This window comes from Janthinobacterium violaceinigrum, assembly GCF_009208555.1.
Classification (GTDB): domain Bacteria; phylum Pseudomonadota; class Gammaproteobacteria; order Burkholderiales; family Burkholderiaceae_D; genus Janthinobacterium; species Janthinobacterium violaceinigrum.
Genome location: NZ_WFLI01000014.1, coordinates 23,190 through 46,423, shown reverse-complemented (window position 1 = coordinate 46,423; position 23,234 = coordinate 23,190). Strand labels below are relative to the sequence as shown.

Genomic DNA, 23,234 nt, shown 5'->3' with positions numbered 1-23,234 from the left:
CAGGTTTAAGCCAGATCAAGCCTGTCGGCGATCCATTTGCTAGCTTGGTAACAGCGCCGCCACTGCGAGCGGTGCGCCTTCCACATCAGCAAGGGAGCCATCATGGCCTACATCCTACGCGGCAAGCTGTGCGGCTTGATCTGTGCCGAGTGTCCTGAAGCCTTATCCCACGTCACCGTGCGCCTGTACCGGCCGCGCGAGTCGCAAAACGTCACGGCCCTGGCCGTGGCCAGCGCCAAGGAAACCTTCGCCATCCTCACGGACGAGGAAGTGCAGGCGAAAGCGCCGTTCCTGCTGGCCGAAGCGCGCACGGACGACGACGGCAACTACACGTTTACCCTAGGCGAACAAGACCGGTACCAGGGCGAAGCCGTGGAAGTGGACGTGCTGTGCCCCACCGTGCCCCACCTGAAGCCGGGGCCGAAAGACCCCGTGCCCCTGCAATTTTCCATCACCACCGTGCAGCCCCGCTGGCGCCAGGCCGACAATGATTTCCTCGCCGTCTGGGACTATTGCCTGCCGCAGCGTTTCTGGTGCCTCGTGCGCGCCCGCTTCGGCGCCTGGACCATCTGCGGCCGCTTGCGCACCTGCGACGCGCCCCACACGCCGATCGCGGGCGCCACCGTGCATGCCTTCGACGCGGACTGGCTGCAGGACGATGCGCTGGGCGACGCGGTGACGGATGCCAGCGGGCGCTTCCGCATCGATTACCTGACGTCGGACTTCACCTTGACACCGTTTTCACCGTTCATCAACGTGGAATTCGCCAGCGGCCCCGACGTGTATTTCACGGTGCAGCTGGGCAGTGTGACCATCGTGTCGGAAACGCAGGCCGATGGCCGCCAGCCGGGCCGCGAAAACGTGGGCCACTGCTTCTGCGTGGAATTGTGCTCGAAAGACGTCCTGCCGCCCGACGTGGAAGGCGTACCCCATTGGCAGCAGGTGGAAATCTTCGACATCCACCCGTTTCCGTCCTTGGCAGGCTTTTCCCCGCAAGGCTATGCGGGCGGCGCGGGCGCTTCGTATGTGTTTGCCGGCGGCGTCACCCTGAAGGGCAATTGCCCGCTGCGCAACAGCGCCATCCCCGCCAATCCGCTCGAATACCGCTTCCTCATCGGCGAATGGTCCTGGCCCGGCGGCAGCGACGACCCCACGGCCCTGCCCACGGTGGCGCCGGCCAGCCTGGCGCCGCTGACGCAGATACTCGGCACCCTCGTCGGCTATGTGTTTTACACGAATGGACTGGGCTTGAGCGACTCGGCACAGGTGATCGTCGACGCGGGCGATCTGAAACCGGGCGGCTGGATACGCGTCGATGGCAAGCCCGTCACCGTGGACATGCGCGACGGCACGACGGCCGTCGTCAACGTGGCGCCCAATATCTTCCTGCGCACGTTTGATTTGCTCACCGTAAATACGCCCGCCATCACCAGCCTGCATCCGGCCAAGCTGCCGGGCGGCTTGCCCATCCTCGACGCGGGCCGCAGCCTGACGGCCACCGAGAGCGAACCGATACGCCGCTACCGCATCGGTTTCGAGGTGCGCGATGGAAGCACCCTGGCGCTGCTGGCCACGGACGGACTCGACTCCATCGTCTTCGACAATTCGCTCGTCATCGTGGCGCTGGACCTGGAAGAGTTGCGCAGCAATGCCTGCAACCCCATCGCGGGCGGCCTCGTGCACATCCTGTACACGATAGACCATCCGCATTTGCGCTTTTTCAATATCACGATTTCCAACAACAACGGCATCCAGCACCCGCCGCCACCGCTGCCGGCCGCCAGTTTCACGCCGCCTCCGCCGCCGGGCAACTATCTGTTCCGCGGCGGCGCAGGCGGCCCTCACCTGTCGGGCAACAATGGCGGCTTCCCCGTCAACGTGGCGCTCGATCCCCCCTGCGCCTACCGCGTGGCGATTTCTTGGCAAACGCGGCATTACCTGGCGTCGTCGCACAGCATTGATCGCCTCTATTGCAAATAACGGGTAACAACCTGCTGCGCGTGGCGACTTGCGGCCTGCGGTGCTCGCTGTGCTCTTGCACAGTTCCGCGCCGAGGCCACAATGCACATCCGCTCGCTACGGTTTTTCAAGCGTTATTCTTGATCAGAAATAGCGCACCCATGCGCGCTGCGAGGTGCGCTTGTAGCGGGCGAACGCGCGGCAAGGGAAATACAGCACGGGCATCAGGGCCAGCGCGATCAACCACACTTGCCAGATGTGCTCGACGCCGTAGCGGGCACCGTGATTGGCGCCCAGCACGGCCGTCAGGACGAGGCCGATGGCCAGCAGCAGGTATAAATGCAGCAGATAGTAAAACATGGGTGCGCCGCCAAACGTGGCGCACGCCCGCGTGCACCAGTTGTCGATACTTTCCAGCCAGGCCATGCCCAGCAAGCCCAGGCCCAGGGTGAACAGCAGGAAGTCCAGGGACGGCGGATACTTGGTGAAGTTCAGTACGCTCATGGCCGTGCGCAAGGCCGTCTCGCCCGCCACCCACGGCAGGGTTTCGCCATAGAGATTGAAGCCGCGCAGCACGGCCAGCAGCAGCAAGCTGCCACCGCCCAGCGCCAGCAGCCAGCGCCGCCGTGCGGCAGCGGACAATTCCCGTGCATACAGGGGGCCGGCCGCATAGCCGAGCACGATCACGCCTATCCACGGCAGCAGCGGGTAGCTGACCTTGATTTTCATGGCGCCATCGGCCACCAGATAGCCGCGTTGCAGCAGCACCGTCAGCGCGTAATAGGCGGCACTGCCCTCTTGCGCGCGCAAGCCGGTGAACAGATGCTGGCCCGCGATGATCGCCACGCCCAGCACGACCAGCAGCTTCAACGGCAACCTGTGCAGCACGGCCAGCGCCATCATGGCCAGGCCGATGACCCAGATCACCTGCAAGTACAGCACGGCGGGCGGAAACGCGCCGCTCCAGGCGAAGTTGACGAACACCAGCTCCAGCACGACCAGCAGCAAGCCCCGCTTGAACAAAAAGCCCGCCGCGCTGCGGGGGCCGGCGGCCGGATGCGCATACAGCCAGGCGGACAAACCCGTCAAAAAAACGAACATGGGCGCGCACACATGGGCCGCCAGGCGTGTGAAGAACAGGGCCGGATCGACGCCGGCCGCATCCATGGGGTCGCTGACTTGGTGGTGGAGGAAGACGGTTTCGCGCACATGGTCGAACAGCATGATCAGCATGACGAGGCCGCGCATGACGTCGATGACGGCGATGCGGGTGCGCAGGGTGGTAGTAGAAGTCAAGGTCATGGCGATAGCTTAAAAACGGTAGTGCGCATTCAAGGTGAGCGTGCGCTCGGCCCCCGGCGCCACCCACAATGGGCTGTAGGAACTGGCATAGTAGCTGCGGTTGAACAGGTTTTCCACGTTCAACGCCAGGCGCAACTGCGCGTTGGGTGCATACGATGCCAGCAACCTGGCCGTCGTGTAGGCCGGCAGGGTGAAACTGCTGCTGACGGCCACGTCGCCCAGGCGCTCGCCCACATGGTGCACGCCGCCGCCCACGCTGGCCGTGCCCGTGCCCAGCGCGAACTGCTGCGTGGCGAGTACATTGGCGCTGTGGCGCGGCACGTTGGCAAAGCGGCTGCCCGTCACGATCGTCGCGTCGCCGCGCGTGACGGTGGCGTTGGTGTAGGCATAGGCGCCCGAAACGCGCAAGCCGCGCGCCACTTCGCCCGACACATCCAGTTCCAGGCCCCGGCTGCCCACCTCGCCCGCCGCGATGGCGAAGTCCGTGTTGGCGGGATTGGTCGTCAGCACATTGCTCTTGCGGATATCGTACACGGCCACGGTGCCCGTCAGCTTGCCCGTTTCCAGCTTCGCGCCCAGCTCATACGAGCGGCTGCGCTCGGCCGGGAATGCCTGGTTGGCGATGCTGATGCCGCTGTTGGGCCGGAAACCCTTGGCCGCGCTCGCATACAGGGACCACGCTTTCGACGGCTGGTAGACGAGGCCCGCGCGGGGGCTGGTGGCCGACAGCGACTGGCGGTTGCTGACGTTCAAACGATTGTTCCTCACGTCCTGCGTGTACGTGTCGTGGCGCACGCCGGCCAGGGCCTTCCATTGCGCGCCCAGGTCCAGCTGGTCCTGCACATACAGGCCGCGCGCCCTTTGCCCTTCCTGCGTGTCGATGGAGAGGGCCAAGGGATCGGCCTTGCCGCCATATGCGGGATTGAAAATATCGATGGCATACGCATTCGCGGCCGAGGGATTGCGGCGCAGCTGCACCCGGTGGTCGTCGAAATGATAGGCGTCGACGCCGGCCAGCACCTCGTGCGCCAGCGCACCCGTCCTGAACTTGCCCAGCAACTCCACGCGGGCCGACACGTCGGTGGCGGAAAAATCGCGGTGGCGGCGCTGGCGGTTCAGGGTGCGGCCATCGGCCAGCAGCTTGTTCGCCTCGGTCGAAAAACCCTTCAATTCACTGTCGCGGTAGGAAGCGCCCGCCTGCAGCGTCCAGTCGTCCGACAGTGCGTGGTGGATGAACAGCTGCTGCCCCAGCGATTTGACCGTCATGGGACCGTCGCCCGGTTCGCCCAGGAAGCGCGACACGGGCAGGGCCCCCAGCTTGCCGTTCACGGCTACCACGCCCCGGTCGAACGGTGCGCGCTGCTGCACCGCTTCGATTTCATACGATACGCTCGTGTGTTCGCCCAGCAGCCAGAGGAAGGAAGGCGAAAACAGGCTGCGCTCGACCTTCAAGGTATCGCGGAAGCTGTGTCCTTCTTCATGCGCCGCGTTCAGGCGGTAGGCGACGGTCCCGCTCACGGGCCCCGTCATGTCCACGGCGGTGCGGCGCGCCTGGAAACTGCCCAGTGAAAAGTCGGCGCTGTATTCGGGCGCGAACTTCGGCTTTTTCGTCGTGATGTTCACCGTGCCGCCCGGCTCGCCCCGGCCGTACAGGGCCGACGCCGGGCCTTTCAGCACTTCCACGGTCTGCGTGTTGCCCCCGTCGCGCATGCCGTTGTAGCCGCGGCTGGAACTGAAACCGTTAACCATGTAGTCGGAGCCGAAATTCGGATCGCCCGTGAAGCCGCGCATGGCGTAGCTGTCCCACAGGCCGCCCAGTGGGCTTTGCTTTGCAATGCCGCTGGCCAGGTCCAGCGCGCCGGCCAGGGTCGTCACGCCCGCATCGCGCAGCAGGTCGCCGGTGAGCACGCGCACGCTTTGCGGCAGATCCATCAGCAATGCATCCGTCTTGGTGGCGCCCGTGGCGGACAGGCTGCGGTAATGCTGGCGCTCGGCCTTGACGGTGACAACGTCCGGCGCATCGGGCTTGTTGGCGGCAGGGTCGGCTGCCAACACCAGGGGAGAGGCGGCGGCCAGCAAAAGCGCAGCGGGGCGGCGGTAAGACACGGACATGGAATTCCTGACGAGAGCGCAAATCAATGCAATAAGCTTGCATTATAATTGATAATTAATTCTCATTAAAGCCTGTACGGAAGATCTGCGCCAGAAAATCCACGAACACTTGCACCTTGGCTGCACGCAGCTGGCGCGGGTGGAACAGTGCCCACAAGTCCGGTCCCCGCGTGCGAAACGGTTGCAGCACGGGTACCAGGCTGCCTTCGCGCAGCGGCTGAAGCACGGAGACGGACAGCGCCTGCACGATGCCGCAGCCAGCCTGGGCGGCGGCGATCATCGATTCGATATGGTCGAAAGCCAGGGCGGCGGGCGGCGTGTGCGCATAGGCTTCACCGCCCCCGTCTGCCTGGAACAGCCACGGCCGCACCAGCCGCGATTTCGGATACAGGAAATGCAGGCAGGCAAACCGGTCCAGTTCCTGCGGCGACTGCGGCATGCCATGCCGCGCGACAAAGGCGGGCGAGGCGCAGCACAAGTAATCCATCGTGAGCAGGCTGCGCGCCACCAGCGACGAATCCTGCGGCGCGCCGATGCGCAGCATCACGTCGATGCCCTCTTCCACCATGTCGACCAGGCGGTCGCTGACGGTCAGGCGCAAGGCGATGTCGGGATAGGCAGCGATAAAGCGGGGCAAGGCGGGCGCCACCAGGTTGCGGCTGATGCTGCTGGGCATATCCACGCGCAAGCTGCCCGATGGCCGCTCGGCCGCCTGCAGCAGGCTCGATTCCAGCGCCGCCATGCCGGCCAGCATCTGGCGCGCCTGCGCATGGCACTGCTGGCCTTCGGCCGTGAGCGACATGCTGCGCGTGGTGCGCTGCAAGAGGCGCACGCCGAAATGCTTTTCCAACGCCGCCACCTGGTTTGTCACGGACGAGGTGGAAATGCCCAGGCGCTGCGCCGCCTTGCTGAAGCCGCCCGCCTCGACCACGGCGCAAAACACCTGCATTGCTTCCAGCCTGTCCATGTTCGATTCCTCCTGTTGTGCAGGCGATTATCCACGATACTGAAATAGTGCATCGGGCCGCGCCCCGTTTTTCTTTGTGCCGTCCCCGCCTAGACTGCGGCATCAACCACAGGAGAATCCCATGCAAGCCCTCGTCCTCACCAGCTTTGCCGCCCCCATGACCATCGAACACCTGCCCGTGCCGCAGCCCGGCCCCGGGCAAGTCCTCGTGCGCATCGCCGCCAGCGGCGTCAATCCGCTGGACACGAAGATCGCCGCCGGCACCGCCCCGCACGCACGCCCCCGCCTGCCCGCCATCCTCGGCATCGATGTGGCCGGCACGGTGGCGGCGCTGGGCGACGGCGTGACGACTTTTCACGTTGGCGCAACAGTCTATGGCATGGCGGGCGGCATCGGCGGCATCCAGGGTTCGCTGGCCGAATACGGCGTCTTCGATGCCGCCCTGCTGGCGCCCGTGCCGGAATCGCTGAGCCTGCGCGAAGCGGCCGCCCTGCCCCTCGTCTTCATCACGGCCTGGGAAGGTTTGATGGACCGCGCCCATGTACAGGCGGGCGACACGGTGCTCGTGCATGGCGGCGCGGGCGGCGTGGGCCACATGGCCGTGCAGCTGGCCGTGGCCCAGGGCGCCACCGTATTTGCCACGGGCAGCGCGGCCAGCCGCGACACTATCGAGGCGATGGGCGCGCGCTTCATCGATTACCGGACCAGCACGGTGGACGGCTACGTGGCCGAACACACGGGCGGCATGGGATTTGACATCGTCTACGACACGGTGGGCGGCGCCACCCTGGACGCCAGCTTCAAGGCAGCCAGGCTGCATGGCGGCCACGTCGTCAGCTGCCTGGGGTGGGGCACGTTCGACCTCAGTGCGCTGACGGCGCGCGCGGCCAGCTATTCGGGCGTGTTCACCCTGCTGCCCCTGTTGAGCGGCCAGGGCCACGCGCGCCATGGCGCGATCTTGCGTGAAGCTAACAAGCTGATCGATGCGGGCAAGCTGCGCGTGCGGCTCGATGCCCGCCGGTTTGGCTTGCGCACGGCGCACGACGCGCATGCGGCCCAGCTGGACGGCAGCGCGCGCGGCAAGCTGGTAGTCGATGTCGCGGACTGAAGGCCGCTTGTTTCCTGGCCCTGGAAGCGTTAATATGCAAGAATAAACTTGCATATTAACAGAGGTAAAAATGGGGGAGCCAGGAATGCGTGAAAAGCTGGAAAAACTGCTGGCGGGCGGGCGCGACAACGCCCTGCTGCGCTTTGGCCTCGGTGACGCCTGCCTGAAGGACAATGATGCGGAGCAAGCGGCCATCCACCTGGCGCAAGCCACCGTGCAGCAACCGGGCTATTCCGCCGCATGGAAACTGCTGGGCAAGGCCTTGCACCAGCTGGGCCGGCCCGATGAAGCGCAGGCCGCCTGGACCACCGGTATGACGGTGGCCCGGCAGCAAGGCGACCTGCAAGCCGTCAAGGAAATGACGGTGTTCCTGAAACGCCTGCAGAAACAGCAGCAGGCGGCACAGTAAAACGGCTTAATGCGCGTGCGCTGCGCCCTTGGCCTCGGCAGGCAGCGTTTCGCCCCGCTCTTTCGCCAGGCGCTTGGCCAGCAAGCCGCCCGCTTCGGCAGCGTAGGCGCGGCACGCGCCGGCGTCGATCAGGGGATTGTCCGCACCATTGCGTCTGGCGGCCTTGCCCAGCACGTCCGTCGTGCCCGGATGCACGGGGATGATGATGTCGCATGGCAAGGCGGACACCTTGGCGATGCTCGCTTCGAACGAGGCCGAAATGTCGGGCGTCTTGCCCTTGCCTGTGTAAGTGAAATCGCCGCTCGCATACGGGTTCAGGCTGTCCGCATACACGACGTCCAGGCAGCGGTCGCCTTCGCACGAAGTCCAGGTCCACGTCGTGCCACCCGGCGTATGGCCCGGCGTCATGTGGGCCGTCAGGGCCAGCGGCCCCACCTTCACGGCATCGCCCTCGCCCACCACCTTGACCTTGGCAACCTTGGCCACATGCACGACGGGATTGGCCTGGTACTGCGGATCGTCCTTGCCATTGGTGCCGCTTTGCAAGCCGAGGGCGCCCGAGGCGCTGGCTACCACCGTGGCGCCGCTGGCCCGTTGCAGTGCTGCAATGCCGCCCGCATGGTCCCAATGCGCGTGGGAATTGAGGATGTATTTCACATCCTCGATGCGAAAGCCCAGCGCCTGGATGCTGGCAATGATCAGGGGCGCCGATTGCGGCAGCGCGCCGTCCAGCAGGATATGGCCCTGCGGGCTGGTCACCAGCACGGCGGACAGGCCGGCCGTGCCCACGTACCAGCTATTGCCAAAGACATTGAACGGCTTGACGGGCGCGTTCCATTCCTTGCAACTGTCGCAATCGACAGGTGGATTCTGCACCGGTGCGGGCGTCTTTGCCTGCACCGTACCCGCTGCCATGGTCGCAACCGTAGCCAGCATCAACTTCGCCAATAGTGTCATCATCATCTCCAGAGTGTAAAAAAGAAAGGCGGCCGCGACGCGGCGCGCCAGGGGGGATCAGTACATGTGGCCCGTCCTGCCGGCCAGGGTGTCGCGGATATTGCCCGCGTCGAGCGAGCGCCGCTGCGCGCCGTCGGCGTCCAGCAGCACCACGGTAACGTGCTTGCCGCCGCTGCGCATGCGCATGGTCAGGCAGCTGCCTGCCTCGTTGCTGCTGCCCGTCTTCGACAGCAGGATGTCCCAGCCCTTGCCGCCCACCAGCGGATTGGTGTTGTGCAAGGTGCGCGTCCGGCCATTGACGGCCACGCTGGCCTGCGGGTGGCTGGTGATGCGCGCGATGTCCGGATAGCGCGCAGCCGCCGCCACGATCTTCGCCACTTCCGTGGCCGTGGACGTATTCGCGGGCGAGCTGCCGACCGGCTCCGTCAGGGTGGTGCGGCGCAATCCCAGCTGGTGGATCTTCGCCTGCAGCGCTTGCGCAAAGGCCGCGCTGCCGCCGGGATAGGTGCGCGCCAGCGCGGCGGCGGCCCGGTTTTCGGACGGCAGCAGCGCCAGTTGCAACAGCGCGCCGCGCGATACGGCCGCGCCATCGGCCAGCACGCCGCGGCGCTGCATCGACGAGTCGCCGTCCGCGTGCACGATGTGCAGTTTTTCATCGGGATCGAGGCCCGCGTCCAGCACCACCATGGCCGTCATCAGCTTGGTGATCGAGGCGATGGGCACGACGGCATCCGCATCTTTCGCCATCAGCACCTTGCCGCTGGCGTCATCGAACACCAGCATGTGTTTCGCGCTGACGGGCAAGGCCAGCATGCCGGCGGCGGCATCGGCCAGGATCGCCCCGTTGACGGCAGGCTTGCCCTGCACCTGCAGCAGCAGGGTGGCGCAGGCCAGCAGCAAGGCAGGCAAGGCCAGCTTCCAGCTGCCCGTGTCGGGGCCGGGCGCCACCAGGCGTTCTATGCGCGTCAGCAAGGCCCCGCCCCGGGCCGACATCAGCAGGCCCGGCTGGCTGGGCGCGGCAGCGTGCAGGGACAGCGCATGCAGCGCCGTGGCCAGCTGCTGCGGGTCCTGCAGCGCTTGCGCCGCCAGGGCATCGGCCACCTGTTCCCGCTCGGCCCGCATGCGCGCCGACAGCCACCAGACGACGGGGTGAAAAAACAGCAGCGCCTCAGCCACGCTTTGCAACAGATTGACCAGGTAATCCCAGCGCCGCACGTGCGCCAGTTCATGCGCCAGCAGCGCTTCCAGCAAGGCGACGGGCATGCCGCTCAGCAAGGCGGCCGGCAGCAGGATGACGGGGCGCCAGAAGCCCACCGTCACGGGGCTGGACAAGCCCGCATGCAGCTTGAGCGGCACCTGGCGGCTGCGGTGCAAGCCCATGCGCTGCGCCAGCGCATCGACGCGCGCCTGCCAGATGGCCGGTGCGGCCACCGCCTGGCGGCGCAGCTTGCCGACCCAGGCCAGACCCAGGCACAGGCGCAAGCTCATCAATCCGACGCCCGCGCCCCAGGCCAGCACCAGGGCCGGCATCCACGCTTGCAGCGCGGCGCGCCAGGCGGGCGGCGCCTCCATCGCCAGGCGGGCGGGCGTAGCGTGCGACAGCAGCGACAGCAGGTGCACGAGGGGAATACACAGGCACAGCAGCAGCGCCAGCGCGCAGACGGCATAGCGCGAGCGTGCGCTGGCGTGGCGCAGCAGCCGCAGCAGGACAGCGGAGACGGCACCGACGATCACGCCCTGCCAGACGAAATACAGCAAGACCCAGCCCAGCGCGGGGACAAGCTTGCCCACATCGATGCCGAGATGCATGTCCAGGTTCATGGCGTCTTGCCGTCCTTGCTGCGCAGGATTTTTTCAATTTCCAGGCGTTCCGCGTCGCTCACGTGCTCGCGCAGCGCCGTCAGCACCAGGGCCTTGCCGGAACCGGAAAACACCTTGCCGATCAAGTCCTTGAGCAAACTGGTCTGCAGCTTTTCCTGCGCTTCGACGGCAGCATACAGCTGCGGCCGCTGGCTTTCATCGCGGCTCAGCAGGCCCTTGCCATGCATCAGTTGCAACTGGCGCAGCACGGTGGCGTAGCTGGCGTCGGCGCGCTCTGCGGCCAGGGCGTCGTACACGGCGCGGGCGTCGGACGGACCGCGCTGCCACAGGATGCGCAGCAGGTCCAGTTCGGCGGCCGTGGGATGGGGAATGGAGGTATTTTTTAGCATGACGCTAGAATACCCAGTCTAGAACGTCTTGTCTAGAACTTTTTTTCTAGATTGTGGGTGCGGCTAAAAATCGCGCAGGCGGTCGAACACGGCATACAGCGCCGCCACATCGGGCAGCGGCGCTTGCGTCAGCACCTGCTCCAGCGCCACATAGATTTCATCGCGCTCCACCGTCTCGATGATGCTGGAACGCCGCTCGATCTGGTTGAACACGGCGACATAGTCGGCGACCATCTGCTGCGCGATGGCTTGCGCGGCCGCGCCATCCTTGACCGCATCGATGGCGCGCGCCGTGGCCAGCAGCTTTTTATACGCCTGCGCGGCCTTTTTGGCGTATGCGGCCGAAATGTGTTCGCGGCCATCCCAGTCGCGGAACGGATTGTCCAGGTTTTCCGCCAGCCACTCGGGCTTGCGCGGCCGCGTCACCGACAGGCTCAAACCCAGCGCCGCCGCCTTTTTATAGCTGGCCTTGATGGCCTTGGCCGCATCGGCCGGCAAGCTGGCCAGGCACAGGCTGGACAAGGACGGCAAGTTCGCCGGAGTGGGAAAGTCGTCAGGGCCGTAGCCAAACAATTCATACGCGGTGAAGTCTTGCAAGTGCGCCAGCCTGGCGATGCTGGCCACGTTCGACGCCAGCCCCGGCTTGCCCCAGACGGTCAGGTCAGTCAGCCCGGGAAAACGCTGCGCCACCACGTCGAAATCCACGGCCGGCATCGCGCTCAGCGACAGGTGGGTCAATTCATCGAGGCCGTGGAATGGCGCCAGTGCGCCGCCACACTGCAGGCGCAGGAAGCGCCCTGCATGTGGGTCGTCGATGCGCAGCGATGGCGACGGCGCGCCATTCAGTATCAGGGTGTTCAAGCCCTCGTTCAGGCGCAGCGATTGCAAGCCTGCGGCATGCACGATGAGGCGGCCGACATTGCTGTTGCTCAAGTCGAGTTCGCTCACCGTCGATGTCTGCCACTGCACTTCGCTGATGATCGGATTGCCGTTGATATATTCGGCCAGTGCCGCGCTGCCGTGGCGCGTCTCGATCGCCGTCAGGCAGGGCAGCTGGTCCAGTTCGGACAGATCGCCGAGCGCCTGCAGGATGCTGTCGCCGATGCGGCTCGTATTCTGGCGCAAGGACTGGCCGCCTATGCGCACTTCCTCGCTCGATGCGGCCTTGAAGCGCTGACGCCTGGCCGGGTCGACCTGCTCCCAGCGGCGCTGGCGCCAGACGCTGTCGCCCACGTGCCAGCCGCCGCTGTAGCTCTTCACTTGCGTATCGACCAGGGGCGCGACATTGGCCACCAAGGTGTAATGGCGCGGCACCCGGGCATTGACGAAACTGTGGTCGTGGCGGCGGTTCCAGAAATAGTAATCGCACACCAGCGGGCGCATCGTCTGCACGGCGGCGGCATCGGGCAAGGCGTCGCCTGTCCAGTCCAGCTCCAGGATGGCGGCCAGCGGCGCTCTCCCGGACGAAGAGTCGTCCTCGATGGCCGTGACCTGGCAAGCCACATACTGCTGCAGCCTGGACGAAAACACGCTGTAAATATCTCCAACCTTGGCAAGCACGTCATTTCCTTGTATCGAACGGTGAGGGCCGCACGATAGCAAAGATTGGCGACGCGCGGCGTACGCGCCGCCCAGGTATTTTTACTGGCTCAGTCCGCGTGCAGCTTGTGGTGCATGCGGCGCAAGCCCAGCCACACGGCCGCCGCCACGAACGGCACCAGCGCGCCGACGAGGATTTCCGGATTCACGGGCAGCCCCATCACCTTGGCCGCCTTGCCCGTGTAGCTGAACAGGCCGATCACGTAATACGAGATGGCGGCCACGGACAAGCCTTCCACCGCTTGCTGCAAGCGCAGCTGCTGCGCGGCGCGGGCGTTCATCGATTGCAGGATTTGCCGGTTCTGCAATTCCTGCACGATGCCCACGCGCGTGCGCAGCAAGTCATTCGTGTTGGCAATACGCTGCGCCATCGCTTCCTGGCGGCTGGCCATCGCTTCGCACGTATTCATGGCGGGCGTCAAACGGCGGTCCATGAATTCCTCGACCGTGGGTATGCCCTCGATGCGCACTTCGCGCAACTCGTCGATGCGGGCCTTGACGAGGCCCATGTAGGCTTTCGAGGCGGAAAAGCGGTAGCTATTGTCGAGCGACAGCTTTTCAATGCGGGCCGCCAGGCGCGTGATCCTGTCGAGCAAGGCTTGCTCGGCCACGCCCTCATCGGCCTTGACCAGGCCCGGCGCATCGTCCGTGTCGACCATGGCGGCGGCCAGGGTCGCCAGCTCGTTCTCGATGGCGTTCAACGATGGCGCCGCCTGCATGGCGTAGGGCAAGCCCAATAAAGCCATCATGCGGTAGGTTTCAATTTCCAGCACGCGCTGCACCAATCGGCCCGACTGCTGCGAACGCATGCCCGCGTCGCGGATGACGAAACGGCTGAAGCCGTCGGACTGGATGGTGAAATCCGTCCACAATTCGCCGCCCTGCAGCACCTTGCTGCCGGCCAGGGTATTGCCTTCGAACACGCGCGACAAGCCCTGCATGAAAATCTCGGCCGGCTCGGTCGCCTGCTCCAGCACCACGTGGGCCGCCACCATCAGCTTGCCCTTCAAGCCCGCCAGCCATTGCTGCGGCAATTGCGCCAGCGGCATGCGCTCGAACGCCTGCTCCAGGGGCAAGGCGGTACCAGGATGCTCGGCGAAGGTAAACGTGGCAAATTCCGTGTGGCATTCCCATTTCAGGCGGAAACGGCCAAAGTCGTAATAAAAATACTTGGCTTCGGCGGCGGGCGGGGTGACGCCGAAATGCGTGCACAAGGCCGCCAGGGTGGCGTGCTGGGCAGCCATATTCGACGCGCCCGGCGCCGCACTGTCGTCCTTGTAGACGGCCAGATGGGTGATCAGCTCGGGGGCGTCGAGCTGCAGGAAGGGCCGCGAGTGGATTTCCGCAGCCAGCGGCACGCGCAAGGCGTGGTTCAAACTGGAGTTAATCAAGTGCATGATAGCCAAAGGTAAAGTTGCAAAACTGCTTAGACCCGCGCGCGTGCTGTGCTGCCCGCAGCGGGGGTCTGATTGTCACAGTGTAACAAAGCAGAAAGCATGCCATCCTTTTCCAGGGCCCATCATGCTGTTTTGGCAAGTCCAGCGACGCCCTGCCCTGCCCTCTCGCGCGTGCCCAGCCACCAGAATATGGCGGCCAGCACCACGGCCGAGGCCTGTCCCAGCGCCAGCTTGAACGCGCTGTCGAACAGCAGCGGTGCGACAAAACCGGACACCAGCGCGAACACCAGCATTTGCACGAAGTTTTGCAACGATGCCGCCAGGCCCCGCATCTGCGGGAAAATGTCCAGGGTGGACATGGTCATGCCCGGCAAGGCCAGCGACATGCCGAACGCGTACAGCATCACGGGCACGACGGCAAACGGGATGCTGGCCGCGAACCAGTGGTTATACGCCATGTTGAGCGCACCCGTGGCCGCCATGGCCAGCAAGCCCCAGCGCACCAGCACGGTGCTTTTCACCGCATGCGCGAGCCTGCCCGACAGGGCCGAGCCGCCCACCAGGCCGGCCACCATGGGGACGAACATCCAGCCGAACGCCGTTTCCGGCAGGCGCAGCAGCTCCAGGATGAAATGCGGGGCCGAGGCGATGTACAGGGCAAAACCGCCAAAGGCAAAAGCCACGGCCAGCGAACGCAGCAGGAAAGCCCGGTGGCGCAGCGCCAGCCAGTAATTGCGCGCGATGTTGCTGGGGTGAAAAGGCTGGCGTTGCTCAACGGATAAACTTTCCGGCAAGCCTTTCAGGCTGGCGAGCAACAGCAGCACGGTGACGGAAAACGTGAACACGAACGTCGATTGCCAGCCATACGCCACGTGCAGCCAGCCGCCGATGATGGGGGCGATGGCAGGCGCGATGCCGAACACCATCATGATATTGGCCAGCATCTTTTGCGCGGCCGCGCCCGACAGGCTGTCGCGCACGATGGCTTGTCCGATCACCCGGCCCGCCCCTGCCGACGCGCCCTGCATGCCGCGGAAGAACAGCAGCCAGCCAAAGCTGGGGGCAAACGCGGCGCCGATGGAGCCGGCGGCAAAGATCAGCAACGAGGCCAGGATCACGGGACGGCGGCCGAACGAGTCGGACAAGGTGCCGTAGAACAAGGTCATGAAGGCATAGGCGGCCAAGTAGACGCTCAGGGTCTGCTGCACCAGCACGCTGCTGACGTCGAAATGCGTGCCGATCGCGGGAAACGACGGCAGGAAGGTATCCGTGGCGAACGGGCCCAGCATGGCCAGCCCCGCCAGCACCAGGGTCAGGTTGCGCGCCTTCATGCGCCCGCCTGCGCGGCATGCTGGCGGCGCAAGCCATCGAGGGCCGCCAGCGAGAATTGGGATACATGGCACGCAATGCTGGCGATACCGGCCTCGTCATACGTGATTTCCGGTGCCACCAGTTCATGCACGATGCGCGAACGGGCATAGAACACGGCCTGGCCGATCACGCTGAACACGCATTTCTGCACCACGTCCGCCGGCATGGCCGGCCCCACCACGTCACGGATCAAGCCCGTGAACAAGGCATGCTGCGGGCGCACATTGCGTTCGGCCAGCTTGTGAATGGCAGCCGTCGGTTCGATCAATTCACGCGCCACCAGGCGGCTGAACAGCGACGCGGGGCCCGAGCGCAGCATGTCGGACACGAGCGCCTCGATGGCCAGGCGCAACTGCTCCACGGGCGGCAGCTGCGCCCGCGCACTGGCGGCGGCCACGTCGGCGGCCGAGGCCCGCGCCAGCGCGCGCGCATGGTCGAAGGCGGCCAGGTGCAGCTCTTCCTTGCTATGAAAGTAATAATTGACCATCGCCACGTTGACGTGGGCCGCTTCGCAAATCCGGCGCACGGATGCGAGCCGGTAACCTTCGTCGGCAAACAGGTCCGCCGCCGCCTGCAGGATGCGCGCGCGGGCCGGTTCCGTTTCCTGGTCACTTCTCTTTTCTTCTGTCATGCCATTCCCATCGTTTAAACAGCTGTTTAATTTTATGGAATTATATCAAACAGCTGTTTAATTTTCAGATGGACGCAAAAAAGCCCGGCGAACCGGGCTTTTCATGGGCGTATCGGCCGCTTAATGCTTCATGGCCGGCATCGGGGCCGAGGCGGCGCCCAGCGGACGGGCCACGGCATTGACTTCGATGGTTTCGCGGTGCTTGTCCTCGCCTTCGACGACCAGGGTCAGCGGAATCCTGTCGCCTGCCTTTACCTGTGCCTTGAGGTCCAGCAGCATCACGTGGTAGCCGCCCGGTTTCAGTTCCACGGCTTTGCCGGCTGGCAAGGCGATTTCCTTGACCTGGCGCATGCGCATCATATTGTCCGCCATGCTCATTTCATGGATTTCCGCCACGCCGGCCACGGGCGAGCGCACTTCCAGCAGGCGCATGGCTTTTGGCGCCGTGATCTGCATGAAGGCGCCCGTGGCTTTTTGCTGGGGCACGGTGGCGCGCACCCACGGGTCGGTGATCTGCACGCTGCTTTGTGCGATGGCGGAGAAGGACAGCACGGTCAGGGCCGTGGCCAGCAGGGTTTTCAAATGGGTCATGATCAATCCTTTCGTGAGAGTTACAAGGTGTATTTCGATTTCATCAGGGTCTTGATGTCCTGCACGCACTCGTCGCCCGTCAACTGGTGTTTCAGGCCCAGGCGCATGCGCCCCTCGGTATCGAGCACATAGCTGATGGCCGTGTGGTCCATCGTGTACGAACTGCCGCTGGGCACGCGGCGGTAGAAGACCTTGTAGTTGAAGGCCGTCTGCGCCGTATTCTTCGGGTCCGTGCGCAAGCCCAGGAAACTGGGGTCGAAGGCGCGCATGTACTCGCCCAGCAACTCGGGCGTATCGCGCTCGGGGTCAATGCTGATGAAGATTACTTGCAGCTTGTCGCCATCGGCGCCCAGCTTCTGGCGGATTTCCAGCGCGCGCGACAGGGCGGTCGGGCACACGTCCGGGCATTGCGTGAAGCCAAAGAAGACCATCACATACTTACCCTTGAAGTCGGCCAGGGTGTACACCTTGCCGTCGGGACCGCTCAAACTGAAATCGGGCTTGTAATCGCCGCCCGTCAGGTCGAGGCCGTTGTAATGGGGTTTCGGTGCTGGCTCGCAAGCGGCAAGCGTCAGCAATCCCGCCGTACCGGCGAGAAGGAATAAACGACGTTTCATGGTATTTCCGGCCCAATGGGCGTAGTGGATACAGTTGGATGCTCTGCCGCAAGGCGGCAGGTGGAACAGCGGTGCCCGCAGGCTCAGGCCGGCGGCGGGCCGCGCGGGCTGGCGCCCAGCCACGCGAACGGTGCTTGCGGCGCCTGGTAAAACAGGGGGGGATAGTGGTCGTGGCCGCCGATGACGGCCAGCGGCGGCGATGACGATGGCGGCAAGCCCACGCTGCCCGCATGGCTCATGCAGAACGGGCAATGCTCGATGTGGTGCAGCACGGAATCGGTGGTGGACTTGACGGCCGGCGCCAGGTCCGCTTGCGTGTAGACGGCGCCGCTGGCCGAGCAGATCTCGACGGCGGCATTGTTCGCATTCGCGTGCAGCGAGGCAAACGCATACGACAGGGACGGCGACAGCGCATTGAGCAGTATCGCCAGGCAGGCGAACCACATATGCCACTGTTTGCGCTTGAAGAAAGGTCCCATGCCGCTGATTATAGCGGAGTATGGCTATCGCGTTGCGCGGGCGCGTCCGCCTGGCCCCGCAGGAACAGGCTGGGGCGCACGCCGGCCACGTCCACGCAAGCGTCGCAAAACGCGGGGATCGAGGCAAAGCCGGAACCGGCCGCCACTTGCGCCAGGTCGCGCCCGCCGTCTTCGCCGTCGGCGCTCCCTTGCGCCGCCGTGTGCAGCGCGTGCGCCAGGCGCTGCTCGCGCACCAGGCTGAGCAAGGCCTCGCCCTCGGCAAACAGGCGCGCCCTGGCCTTGTGCGGCGTCACTTGCCACAAGGCCGCCAGGCGCGCCGCCGTCCACTTGCCTTGCGGCGTATCGAAGATGTGCTGCGCCAGCGCCTGGCTCCAGCGCTTGCCGCCGCCGTGGCTGCCCTGCGCCTCGTCGTTTTCCAGCGCCAGGGTGAACACGGCCGGCTTGCCCCGCCCCGGCATCACGTCGCAGGCAAAGCGCAGGAAGGCGGGCACGACGAAGCTGTCGCCGCTGGCCAGCTTCTTGGTGGCGATTTCATTATGCAAGGTGACAAAACCCTGGCGCACGGTGACGCGCAGCCGCAGCGGAAAGCGCAAGCCCAGCAGGTGCAAGGGATGATCGGAAACGAGGGCCATGCGTCAGGTCAATGTGGTGAACGAGGCGCCAGCATGCCACACATCGCGCACGCCGTCTGTCATCACAGCGACGCCACGCCGTAGCGGCGCAAGCCGTCGAGGTCGACGACGCGGATGGCCTGGTAGGCAATACTGATCAGCTTGAGTTCGGCCAGATGGCCCAGCGCCTGGTTCACCCGCTGGCGGGAAATGCCGGTCAGCAAGCCGATTTCTTCCTGCGACAGCTCAAGCACGCTGGACGTGCGTGGATATAACATGGGGTGGAACAGTTGCGCGATCGCTTGCGCCACTTGCGCATCGACGGCCAGCAGGCGCTGGTTCTGGATGGTGGCGATGAATTGCCCCATGCGTTCGTTCAGCTGGCGGATCACGAAGGCATTGAAGGACAGGCTTTCGGCCAGCAGCAGATGAAACAGGTCCACGGGCACGAGGATGATGGTCGATGCGCGCACGGCCACCACGTCGTAGCGGCGCAGTTCACGCTTGAGCACGCTGCCCTCGCCGCACCAGCCGCCCGCCGGCACGCCGGAAAAGGTGGCGCCGCGCCCATCGGCGTTGTAGACGGCCAGCTTGATCAAGCCCGTGTGCACGCCTATCCAGTGCGCCGACGGTTCGCCGCGTCGCGTGATGAAGGCGCCCGCCTCGTAATGCCGAACCGTGCTGTCGGCACGCAACAGAGCCTGATGCCGGACATCGAGGGCCGCGAACCAGTCGTGGCTGTCGAGTTCGGGCACCACACGGTCTACACTATCGTTGCTATCCATTCCATCCTTCAAACCTGTCACTAAGATGACAGTGATTTTCAAGCGCCGGTGCTATGCTGGCCCCTATCAATCCCGAAACAGGGAGCTGCAGAATTGCAGTACTAGGATTATTTACCAGGAGACAAACATGACACCTGATTTCAACACCGGCCTCGGCAAAAACAGCGCCAACTACGCCGCCCTCACCCCGCTCGACTATATCGCCAGGGCAGCCGCAGTATATGGCAATCGCCTGGCAATTGCACATGGCAGCGTGCGCCAAACGTGGCGCGAAACGTATGCGCGCACGCGCCGCCTGGCATCCGGCCTCGTCAAGCTGGGCGTGGGCACGGGCGACACGGTGGCCGTGATGCTGCCGAACACGCCTGCCATGGTGGAAGCGAGCTTTGGCGTGCCCATGGCGGGCGCCGTCCTCAATGCCCTGAACATCCGCCTCGACCTGGCTTCGCTGACCTTCATGCTGCGCCATGGCCAGGCGAAAGTCTTGCTGGCCGATACCGAGTTTGCCGAGCTGGCGCGCCAGATGGCGGCGCAGATTCCCGGCTTGCGCGTGATCCAGGTCAATGACGTGCTGGGCCCCGAAGTGGACGCTTTTTCCGACCTCGACTATGAAGCCTTGCTGGCCAGCGGCGACCCCGAATACGACTGGCAGCCGCCCGCCGATGAATGGGACGCCATCGCCCTCAACTACACGTCCGGCACCACGGGCGACCCGAAAGGCGTGGTCTACCACCACCGGGGCGCGGCCCTGAACGCCCTGTCGAACATCCTGGAATGGGACATGCCCAAGCATGCCGTCTACCTGTGGACCTTGCCCATGTTCCACTGCAACGGCTGGTGCTTCCCGTGGACGGTGGCCGCCCGCGCGGGCGTGAACGTATGCCTGCGCAAATTCGAGCCGAAACTCGTGTTCGACCTGATGCGCGAATTGCGCATCACCCACTATTGCGCGGCGCCCATCGTGCACGCGGCCCTGGCCAACGCGCCCGCCAGCTGGCGCGAAGGAATCAACTGGACCGTGCGCGGCATGGTGGCCGGTGCGCCGCCGCCGGCGGCCATGGTGGCGAAGATCGAAGCGATGGGCTTTGACTTGATCCACTCGTATGGCTTGACGGAAGTGTACGGCCCGGCCGCCATCTGCGCCGAGCAGGATGAATGGGCGGCCCTGTCGCAGGAAGAACGGGCCGTCTTGAAGTCGCGCCAGGGCGTGCGCTACCACCTGCAAAGCGCCGTGGCCGTGCTGGACCCGGAAACCATGCAGCCCGTGGCGGCCGACGGCGAACAGATCGGCGAGATCATGTTCCGTGGCAACATCTGCATGAAGGGTTACCTAAAGAATGAAAAGGCGACGCAGGAAGCGTTTGCGGGCGGCTGGTTCCACACGGGCGACCTCGGTGTGATGTATCCGGACGGCTATATCAAACTGAAGGACCGCAGCAAGGACATCATTATCTCGGGCGGCGAAAACATTTCCAGCGTGGAAGTGGAAGATGCGCTGTACCACCACCCGCAAGTGCTGGCCGCCGCCGTCATTGCCCAGCCGGACGAGAAATGGGGCGAGACGCCGTGCGCGTTCGTCGAACTGCGCGAGGGCGGCACCGTGACGGAAGCGGAATTGATCGCCTTTTGCAAGAACAATCTGGCGGGCTTCAAGGTGCCGAAAGCGATCTACTTCGGCCCCCTGCCCCGCACGTCGACGGGCAAGATCCAGAAGTTCGAACTGCGCAAGCGCATGCAGTCGGACAAGGCCATCGACGTCTGATCCCTGCCAGTCAGTCGCGCTTGCCCGACAGCCACGCCGGCTGCGCCACCACCAGGCGCGAAAAGCTGGCGATGCTGGCCACGGCGGCAAACCCGGCCGCCAGGCACAGCGCATACGTCGTGCCCCGGCTGGCGGAAACCGTGAAGCAATAGGCGACCAGCGCCGCGCCCGTGGCTTGCCCGATCAGGCGCGACGTGGCCACCACGCCGCTGGCCCCGCCTGCCCGCTCGGGCGGCGCGCTGCCCATGATGGCTTTCAGATTGGGCGCCTGGAAAAAGCCGAAACCGATGCCGCACAGGGCCATGCGCCAGCCGATATCGAAAGCGCTGGGGTGGGCCGGTATCCAGACCAGGGTCAGCAAGCCGCCGGCCAGCGCCGCCAGGCCGATGCCGCCCAGCACACCGGGAGAATAACGGTCACTCAGGCGTCCGGCCACGGGCGCCATCACGGCCACCAGCACGGCCCACGGCGTCATCAAGAATCCCGTCTCCACGGGCGAACGGCCCAGTGTCACTTCAAAATAAAACGGCAGCGAGACGAAGGCCAGGCCCTGCGCGGCAAACGTGCAGATGGCCGTCAGCGACGACAGCAGGAACAGGGGACGGCGGAACAGGTCGATGGGCAGCATGGGCGCCGCGTGGCCCGCCTGGCGGCGCAGCAGCAGGACAAAGAACACCACCACGGCCACCAGTTCCGGCAGCAAGGTGGACATCGACGCGTGATGGGCGGCGTCGCCGAACAACAAAATCAGCAGGCCGAAGGCGCCCACGTTGTACAGCGCCGTGCGCGCATCGAGGGTGTGGCCGGACAGTTTCGTCGCCGGCAGCATGCGGCTGGCCAGGAAGAGGCCGAGCAAGCCCAGCGGCACATTGATGGCGAACAGCCACGGCCACGACGCCGTCGCCAGGATCAGGGAGGCGGCCGTGGGCCCGATGGCAAACGCGACGGCCACCACCAGCGCATTGTTGCCGAACGCGCGTCCCAGCAAGTGTTTGGGGTACAACGCGCGCAGCAGCGCCGTATTGACGCTCATCATGGCGCTCGCACCCACGCCTTGAAAGAGCCTTGCCACCACCAAGGACGGCAAGGACCAGGCCAGCGCACAGGCGAGCGAAGCCAGGGTAAAGAGGAACATACCCGAGATAAACACGCGCCGGTAGCCCGTGATTTCCCCCAGCGCGGAAAACGGCAGCAGGGTCGCCACCATGGCCAGCTGGTACACATTCACGATCCAGACGGAAGCGGCCGGCGTCGTATGCAGCTCGCTGGCGATGGCCGGCAAGGCCGTGTTGGCAATCGCCGTATCGAGCGAGGCCATGCCCACGCCGATGGCCAGCGCCAGCATGGCCCATAAACGGGCGCCGGGCGGCAAGCCGTCCTCGCCCACGAGGAAGGGCTGCGCCCTGTTTTGCTTGAACATCATTGATCCGATACGAATTCCATGCCGCGCCGCCAGCCACGCCTACGCCGGGCACCTTCTTGTTAGCGGCCAATAATGTGGCCGCAAGCAAGACACTAGCATGGATAAACGGAGTCTGCCGGACAGCCCCGCTGCGGGCCGGGCTGCCTGTTATCGGATGATTACGCGAGTTTTATTTCTTGCAATCGATAACCTTGAAATCTTTCGAGTAGCAGATGCGCAGTTCGCCCGAGTGCTTTTCATAGCCGAGCCAGCGGCCTTTCAGCTGCGGGTTATGCTGCTTCATCCACTGGAACAGCTCGTTTTTCGGCATGGTGGTGTCCGGCAACTTCAAGGCCTGGAACAGTTCGCGCTCTTTCTCGAAATACTGCTTGGCCGAATCGAAATCGCAGGCGCCATGTTTTTCCCACTCGCCCTGCAGCAAGGCTTCGCCCGGCTGCATGCACATGTAGGGCAGGATCTCAGCTGGCGCCAGCTTCGGCAGATTGCCCTTGCAATAGCGCGGATGCAGTTCCGTCTTGCGCGGGGGCGTGACGGAAATATCTTCGCAGGTGGCCGGATTGTCCGATTGCGCCCACAAGCCATGCACGATCCAGCCGAAGTGGTTGCTCTCGGCGCACTGGAAGGCGGCTTTCTTCGATACTTCGCCACGGCGGCGCTGGCTGTCGCAAAAGCCGGGCGACCACGACAGCGCCAGCATGAAGTAGTCGGTGGGCACGTTCGTGCTTTGCTTGTAGCACGTGTTTTTCTCGTCCGACGGCTTGACGTCGTAATCGTAGTAGCTGACATTGCGGGGAATGGCGCACGTGGCGTCGGCCGCGTGGACGGCGCCGGCAGACAGGCTGAGGAACACGGCGGCCAGCGCGGGCAAGACGGAGCGGATTTTCATCGAGTTTCCTTCAAGATATAAAAACGCCGGCAACTGGGTGCCGGCGCGGTATGGAAAT

21 protein-coding genes are annotated in these 23,234 nt (G+C 64.9%); 4 read left to right on the top strand and 17 right to left on the bottom strand.

From position 1 onward, the window contains the following. The first annotated feature begins 102 nt into the window (after positions 1-102). Positions 103-1,980, top strand: a complete 1,878-nt coding sequence (locus GCN75_RS13860; RefSeq protein ID WP_152283043.1) for a transthyretin-like family protein — start codon at positions 103-105, stop codon at positions 1,978-1,980. A 123-nt stretch (positions 1,981-2,103) separates the two neighbouring features. Here GCN75_RS13860 and GCN75_RS13855 read toward each other — a convergent pair whose 3' ends face one another. Genes GCN75_RS13855 through GCN75_RS13845 form a run of 3 tightly spaced genes read right to left on the bottom strand, consistent with a single transcriptional unit; the run spans position 2,104 to position 6,340 of the window. After that, positions 2,104-3,261: a DUF1624 domain-containing protein gene (locus tag GCN75_RS13855; protein ID WP_193317508.1), complete on the bottom strand. Its 1,158-nt coding sequence runs from the start codon at positions 3,259-3,261 to the stop codon at positions 2,104-2,106. Between the two features lie 9 nt (positions 3,262-3,270). Next, positions 3,271-5,373: a TonB-dependent siderophore receptor gene (locus tag GCN75_RS13850; protein WP_152283041.1), complete on the bottom strand. Its 2,103-nt coding sequence runs from the start codon at positions 5,371-5,373 to the stop codon at positions 3,271-3,273. Between the two features lie 55 nt (positions 5,374-5,428). After that, positions 5,429-6,340: a LysR family transcriptional regulator gene (locus GCN75_RS13845; RefSeq protein WP_152283040.1), complete on the bottom strand. Its 912-nt coding sequence runs from the start codon at positions 6,338-6,340 to the stop codon at positions 5,429-5,431. Between the two features lie 121 nt (positions 6,341-6,461). Between GCN75_RS13845 and GCN75_RS13840 the strand changes: the two genes are divergently transcribed. Together GCN75_RS13840 and GCN75_RS13835 are read left to right on the top strand one after the other, a co-directional pair. Beyond that, positions 6,462-7,448 carry a zinc-dependent alcohol dehydrogenase family protein gene (locus GCN75_RS13840; RefSeq protein ID WP_152283039.1) on the top strand — a complete coding sequence of 329 codons (987 nt, stop codon included), beginning with the start codon at positions 6,462-6,464 and terminating at the stop codon, positions 7,446-7,448. Positions 7,449-7,533: 85 nt separating this feature from the next. After that, positions 7,534-7,857 carry a tetratricopeptide repeat protein gene (locus tag GCN75_RS13835; protein WP_152283038.1) on the top strand — a complete coding sequence of 108 codons (324 nt, stop codon included), beginning with the start codon at positions 7,534-7,536 and terminating at the stop codon, positions 7,855-7,857. A 6-nt stretch (positions 7,858-7,863) separates the two neighbouring features. On the opposite strand, the gene bla is transcribed toward GCN75_RS13835, so the two are convergent. The 12 genes from bla to GCN75_RS13775 all read right to left on the bottom strand — a co-directional run bounded on the left by bla (position 7,864) and on the right by GCN75_RS13775 (position 19,105). Beyond that, positions 7,864-8,793, bottom strand: a complete 930-nt coding sequence (bla, locus tag GCN75_RS13830; RefSeq protein ID WP_226941383.1) for a subclass B3 metallo-beta-lactamase — start codon at positions 8,791-8,793, stop codon at positions 7,864-7,866. Positions 8,794-8,871: 78 nt separating this feature from the next. Further along, positions 8,872-10,635, bottom strand: a complete 1,764-nt coding sequence (locus GCN75_RS29845) for a M56 family metallopeptidase (RefSeq protein WP_152283037.1) — start codon at positions 10,633-10,635, stop codon at positions 8,872-8,874. Further along, positions 10,632-11,024, bottom strand: coding sequence for a BlaI/MecI/CopY family transcriptional regulator (locus GCN75_RS13820; RefSeq protein ID WP_152283036.1), 393 nt, complete (start codon positions 11,022-11,024; stop codon positions 10,632-10,634). The genes GCN75_RS29845 and GCN75_RS13820 overlap by 4 nt, the downstream gene beginning before the upstream one ends. Positions 11,025-11,087: 63 nt before the next feature. Further along, positions 11,088-12,584, bottom strand: coding sequence for a hypothetical protein (locus GCN75_RS13815; RefSeq protein WP_152283035.1), 1,497 nt, complete (start codon positions 12,582-12,584; stop codon positions 11,088-11,090). Positions 12,585-12,673: 89 nt separating this feature from the next. After that, positions 12,674-14,020, bottom strand: coding sequence for a DUF3422 family protein (locus GCN75_RS13810; protein ID WP_152283034.1), 1,347 nt, complete (start codon positions 14,018-14,020; stop codon positions 12,674-12,676). Positions 14,021-14,142: 122 nt separating this feature from the next. After that, complete coding sequence (locus tag GCN75_RS13805) at positions 14,143-15,351, bottom strand: multidrug effflux MFS transporter (RefSeq protein WP_152283033.1); 1,209 nt, start codon at positions 15,349-15,351, stop codon at positions 14,143-14,145. After that, positions 15,348-16,022 (bottom strand): CerR family C-terminal domain-containing protein, encoded by a 675-nt coding sequence (locus GCN75_RS13800; protein ID WP_152255183.1) that lies wholly within the window; start codon positions 16,020-16,022, stop codon positions 15,348-15,350. The genes GCN75_RS13805 and GCN75_RS13800 overlap by 4 nt, the downstream gene beginning before the upstream one ends. A gap of 120 nt (positions 16,023-16,142) precedes the next feature. Next, the gene (locus GCN75_RS13795; RefSeq protein WP_193317507.1) at positions 16,143-16,613 is read right to left on the bottom strand and encodes a copper chaperone PCu(A)C; all 471 of its coding nucleotides are present in this window, start codon (positions 16,611-16,613) and stop codon (positions 16,143-16,145) included. Positions 16,614-16,633: 20 nt separating this feature from the next. Continuing rightward, positions 16,634-17,230 carry an SCO family protein gene (locus GCN75_RS13790; protein ID WP_152255181.1) on the bottom strand — a complete coding sequence of 199 codons (597 nt, stop codon included), beginning with the start codon at positions 17,228-17,230 and terminating at the stop codon, positions 16,634-16,636. 83 nt (positions 17,231-17,313) lie between these two features. Beyond that, complete coding sequence (locus GCN75_RS13785; protein ID WP_152283100.1) at positions 17,314-17,676, bottom strand: DUF2946 domain-containing protein; 363 nt, start codon at positions 17,674-17,676, stop codon at positions 17,314-17,316. Between the two features lie 41 nt (positions 17,677-17,717). Beyond that, positions 17,718-18,341, bottom strand: coding sequence for a helix-turn-helix domain-containing protein (locus tag GCN75_RS29565; RefSeq protein ID WP_226941381.1), 624 nt, complete (start codon positions 18,339-18,341; stop codon positions 17,718-17,720). A gap of 62 nt (positions 18,342-18,403) precedes the next feature. Beyond that, positions 18,404-19,105, bottom strand: a complete 702-nt coding sequence (locus GCN75_RS13775) for a Crp/Fnr family transcriptional regulator (RefSeq protein WP_152283032.1) — start codon at positions 19,103-19,105, stop codon at positions 18,404-18,406. A gap of 127 nt (positions 19,106-19,232) precedes the next feature. On the opposite strand from GCN75_RS13775, the gene GCN75_RS13770 reads away from it, so the two are divergent. After that, a complete protein-coding gene (locus GCN75_RS13770; RefSeq protein ID WP_152283031.1) occupies positions 19,233-20,867 on the top strand; it encodes an acyl-CoA synthetase in 1,635 nt (544 codons plus the stop codon). Between the two features lie 10 nt (positions 20,868-20,877). Here GCN75_RS13770 and GCN75_RS13765 read toward each other — a convergent pair whose 3' ends face one another. Together GCN75_RS13765 and GCN75_RS13760 are read right to left on the bottom strand one after the other, a co-directional pair. Beyond that, positions 20,878-22,287, bottom strand: coding sequence for an MFS transporter (locus GCN75_RS13765; protein WP_226941380.1), 1,410 nt, complete (start codon positions 22,285-22,287; stop codon positions 20,878-20,880). Positions 22,288-22,459: 172 nt separating this feature from the next. Continuing rightward, entirely contained in the window at positions 22,460-23,176 is a 717-nt protein-coding gene (locus GCN75_RS13760) for a ribonuclease T2 family protein (RefSeq protein ID WP_152283029.1), read from the bottom strand. Between the last annotated feature and the right edge of the window lie 58 nt (positions 23,177-23,234).

Excerpts from the sequence above, each read along its gene's own strand:
- GCN75_RS13790 (WP_152255181.1), bottom strand. The coding sequence starts at position 17,230 with ATGAAACGTCGTTTATTCCTTCTCGCCGGTACGGCGGGATTGCTGACG.
- GCN75_RS13765 (WP_226941380.1), bottom strand. The coding sequence starts at position 22,287 with ATGTTCAAGCAAAACAGGGCGCAGCCCTTCCTCGTGGGCGAGGACGGC.
- GCN75_RS13795 (WP_193317507.1), bottom strand. The coding sequence starts at position 16,613 with ATGACCCATTTGAAAACCCTGCTGGCCACGGCCCTGACCGTGCTGTCC.
- GCN75_RS13810 (WP_152283034.1), bottom strand. The coding sequence starts at position 14,020 with ATGCACTTGATTAACTCCAGTTTGAACCACGCCTTGCGCGTGCCGCTG.
- GCN75_RS13835 (WP_152283038.1), top strand. The coding sequence starts at position 7,534 with ATGCGTGAAAAGCTGGAAAAACTGCTGGCGGGCGGGCGCGACAACGCC.
- GCN75_RS13820 (WP_152283036.1), bottom strand. The coding sequence starts at position 11,024 with ATGCTAAAAAATACCTCCATTCCCCATCCCACGGCCGCCGAACTGGAC.
- GCN75_RS29845 (WP_152283037.1), bottom strand. The coding sequence starts at position 10,635 with ATGAACCTGGACATGCATCTCGGCATCGATGTGGGCAAGCTTGTCCCC.
- bla (WP_226941383.1), bottom strand. The coding sequence starts at position 8,793 with ATGCTGGCTACGGTTGCGACCATGGCAGCGGGTACGGTGCAGGCAAAG.
- GCN75_RS13840 (WP_152283039.1), top strand. The coding sequence starts at position 6,462 with ATGCAAGCCCTCGTCCTCACCAGCTTTGCCGCCCCCATGACCATCGAA.
- GCN75_RS13800 (WP_152255183.1), bottom strand. The coding sequence starts at position 16,022 with ATGACAGAAGAAAAGAGAAGTGACCAGGAAACGGAACCGGCCCGCGCG.
- GCN75_RS13860 (WP_152283043.1), top strand. The coding sequence starts at position 103 with ATGGCCTACATCCTACGCGGCAAGCTGTGCGGCTTGATCTGTGCCGAG.
- GCN75_RS13845 (WP_152283040.1), bottom strand. The coding sequence starts at position 6,340 with ATGGACAGGCTGGAAGCAATGCAGGTGTTTTGCGCCGTGGTCGAGGCG.
- GCN75_RS13775 (WP_152283032.1), bottom strand. The coding sequence starts at position 19,105 with ATGGATAGCAACGATAGTGTAGACCGTGTGGTGCCCGAACTCGACAGC.
- GCN75_RS13785 (WP_152283100.1), bottom strand. The coding sequence starts at position 17,676 with ATGTGGTTCGCCTGCCTGGCGATACTGCTCAATGCGCTGTCGCCGTCC.
- GCN75_RS13760 (WP_152283029.1), bottom strand. The coding sequence starts at position 23,176 with ATGAAAATCCGCTCCGTCTTGCCCGCGCTGGCCGCCGTGTTCCTCAGC.
- GCN75_RS13855 (WP_193317508.1), bottom strand. The coding sequence starts at position 3,261 with ATGACCTTGACTTCTACTACCACCCTGCGCACCCGCATCGCCGTCATC.
- GCN75_RS13770 (WP_152283031.1), top strand. The coding sequence starts at position 19,233 with ATGACACCTGATTTCAACACCGGCCTCGGCAAAAACAGCGCCAACTAC.
- GCN75_RS13850 (WP_152283041.1), bottom strand. The coding sequence starts at position 5,373 with ATGTCCGTGTCTTACCGCCGCCCCGCTGCGCTTTTGCTGGCCGCCGCC.
- GCN75_RS29565 (WP_226941381.1), bottom strand. The coding sequence starts at position 18,341 with ATGGCCCTCGTTTCCGATCATCCCTTGCACCTGCTGGGCTTGCGCTTT.
- GCN75_RS13805 (WP_152283033.1), bottom strand. The coding sequence starts at position 15,351 with ATGAAGGCGCGCAACCTGACCCTGGTGCTGGCGGGGCTGGCCATGCTG.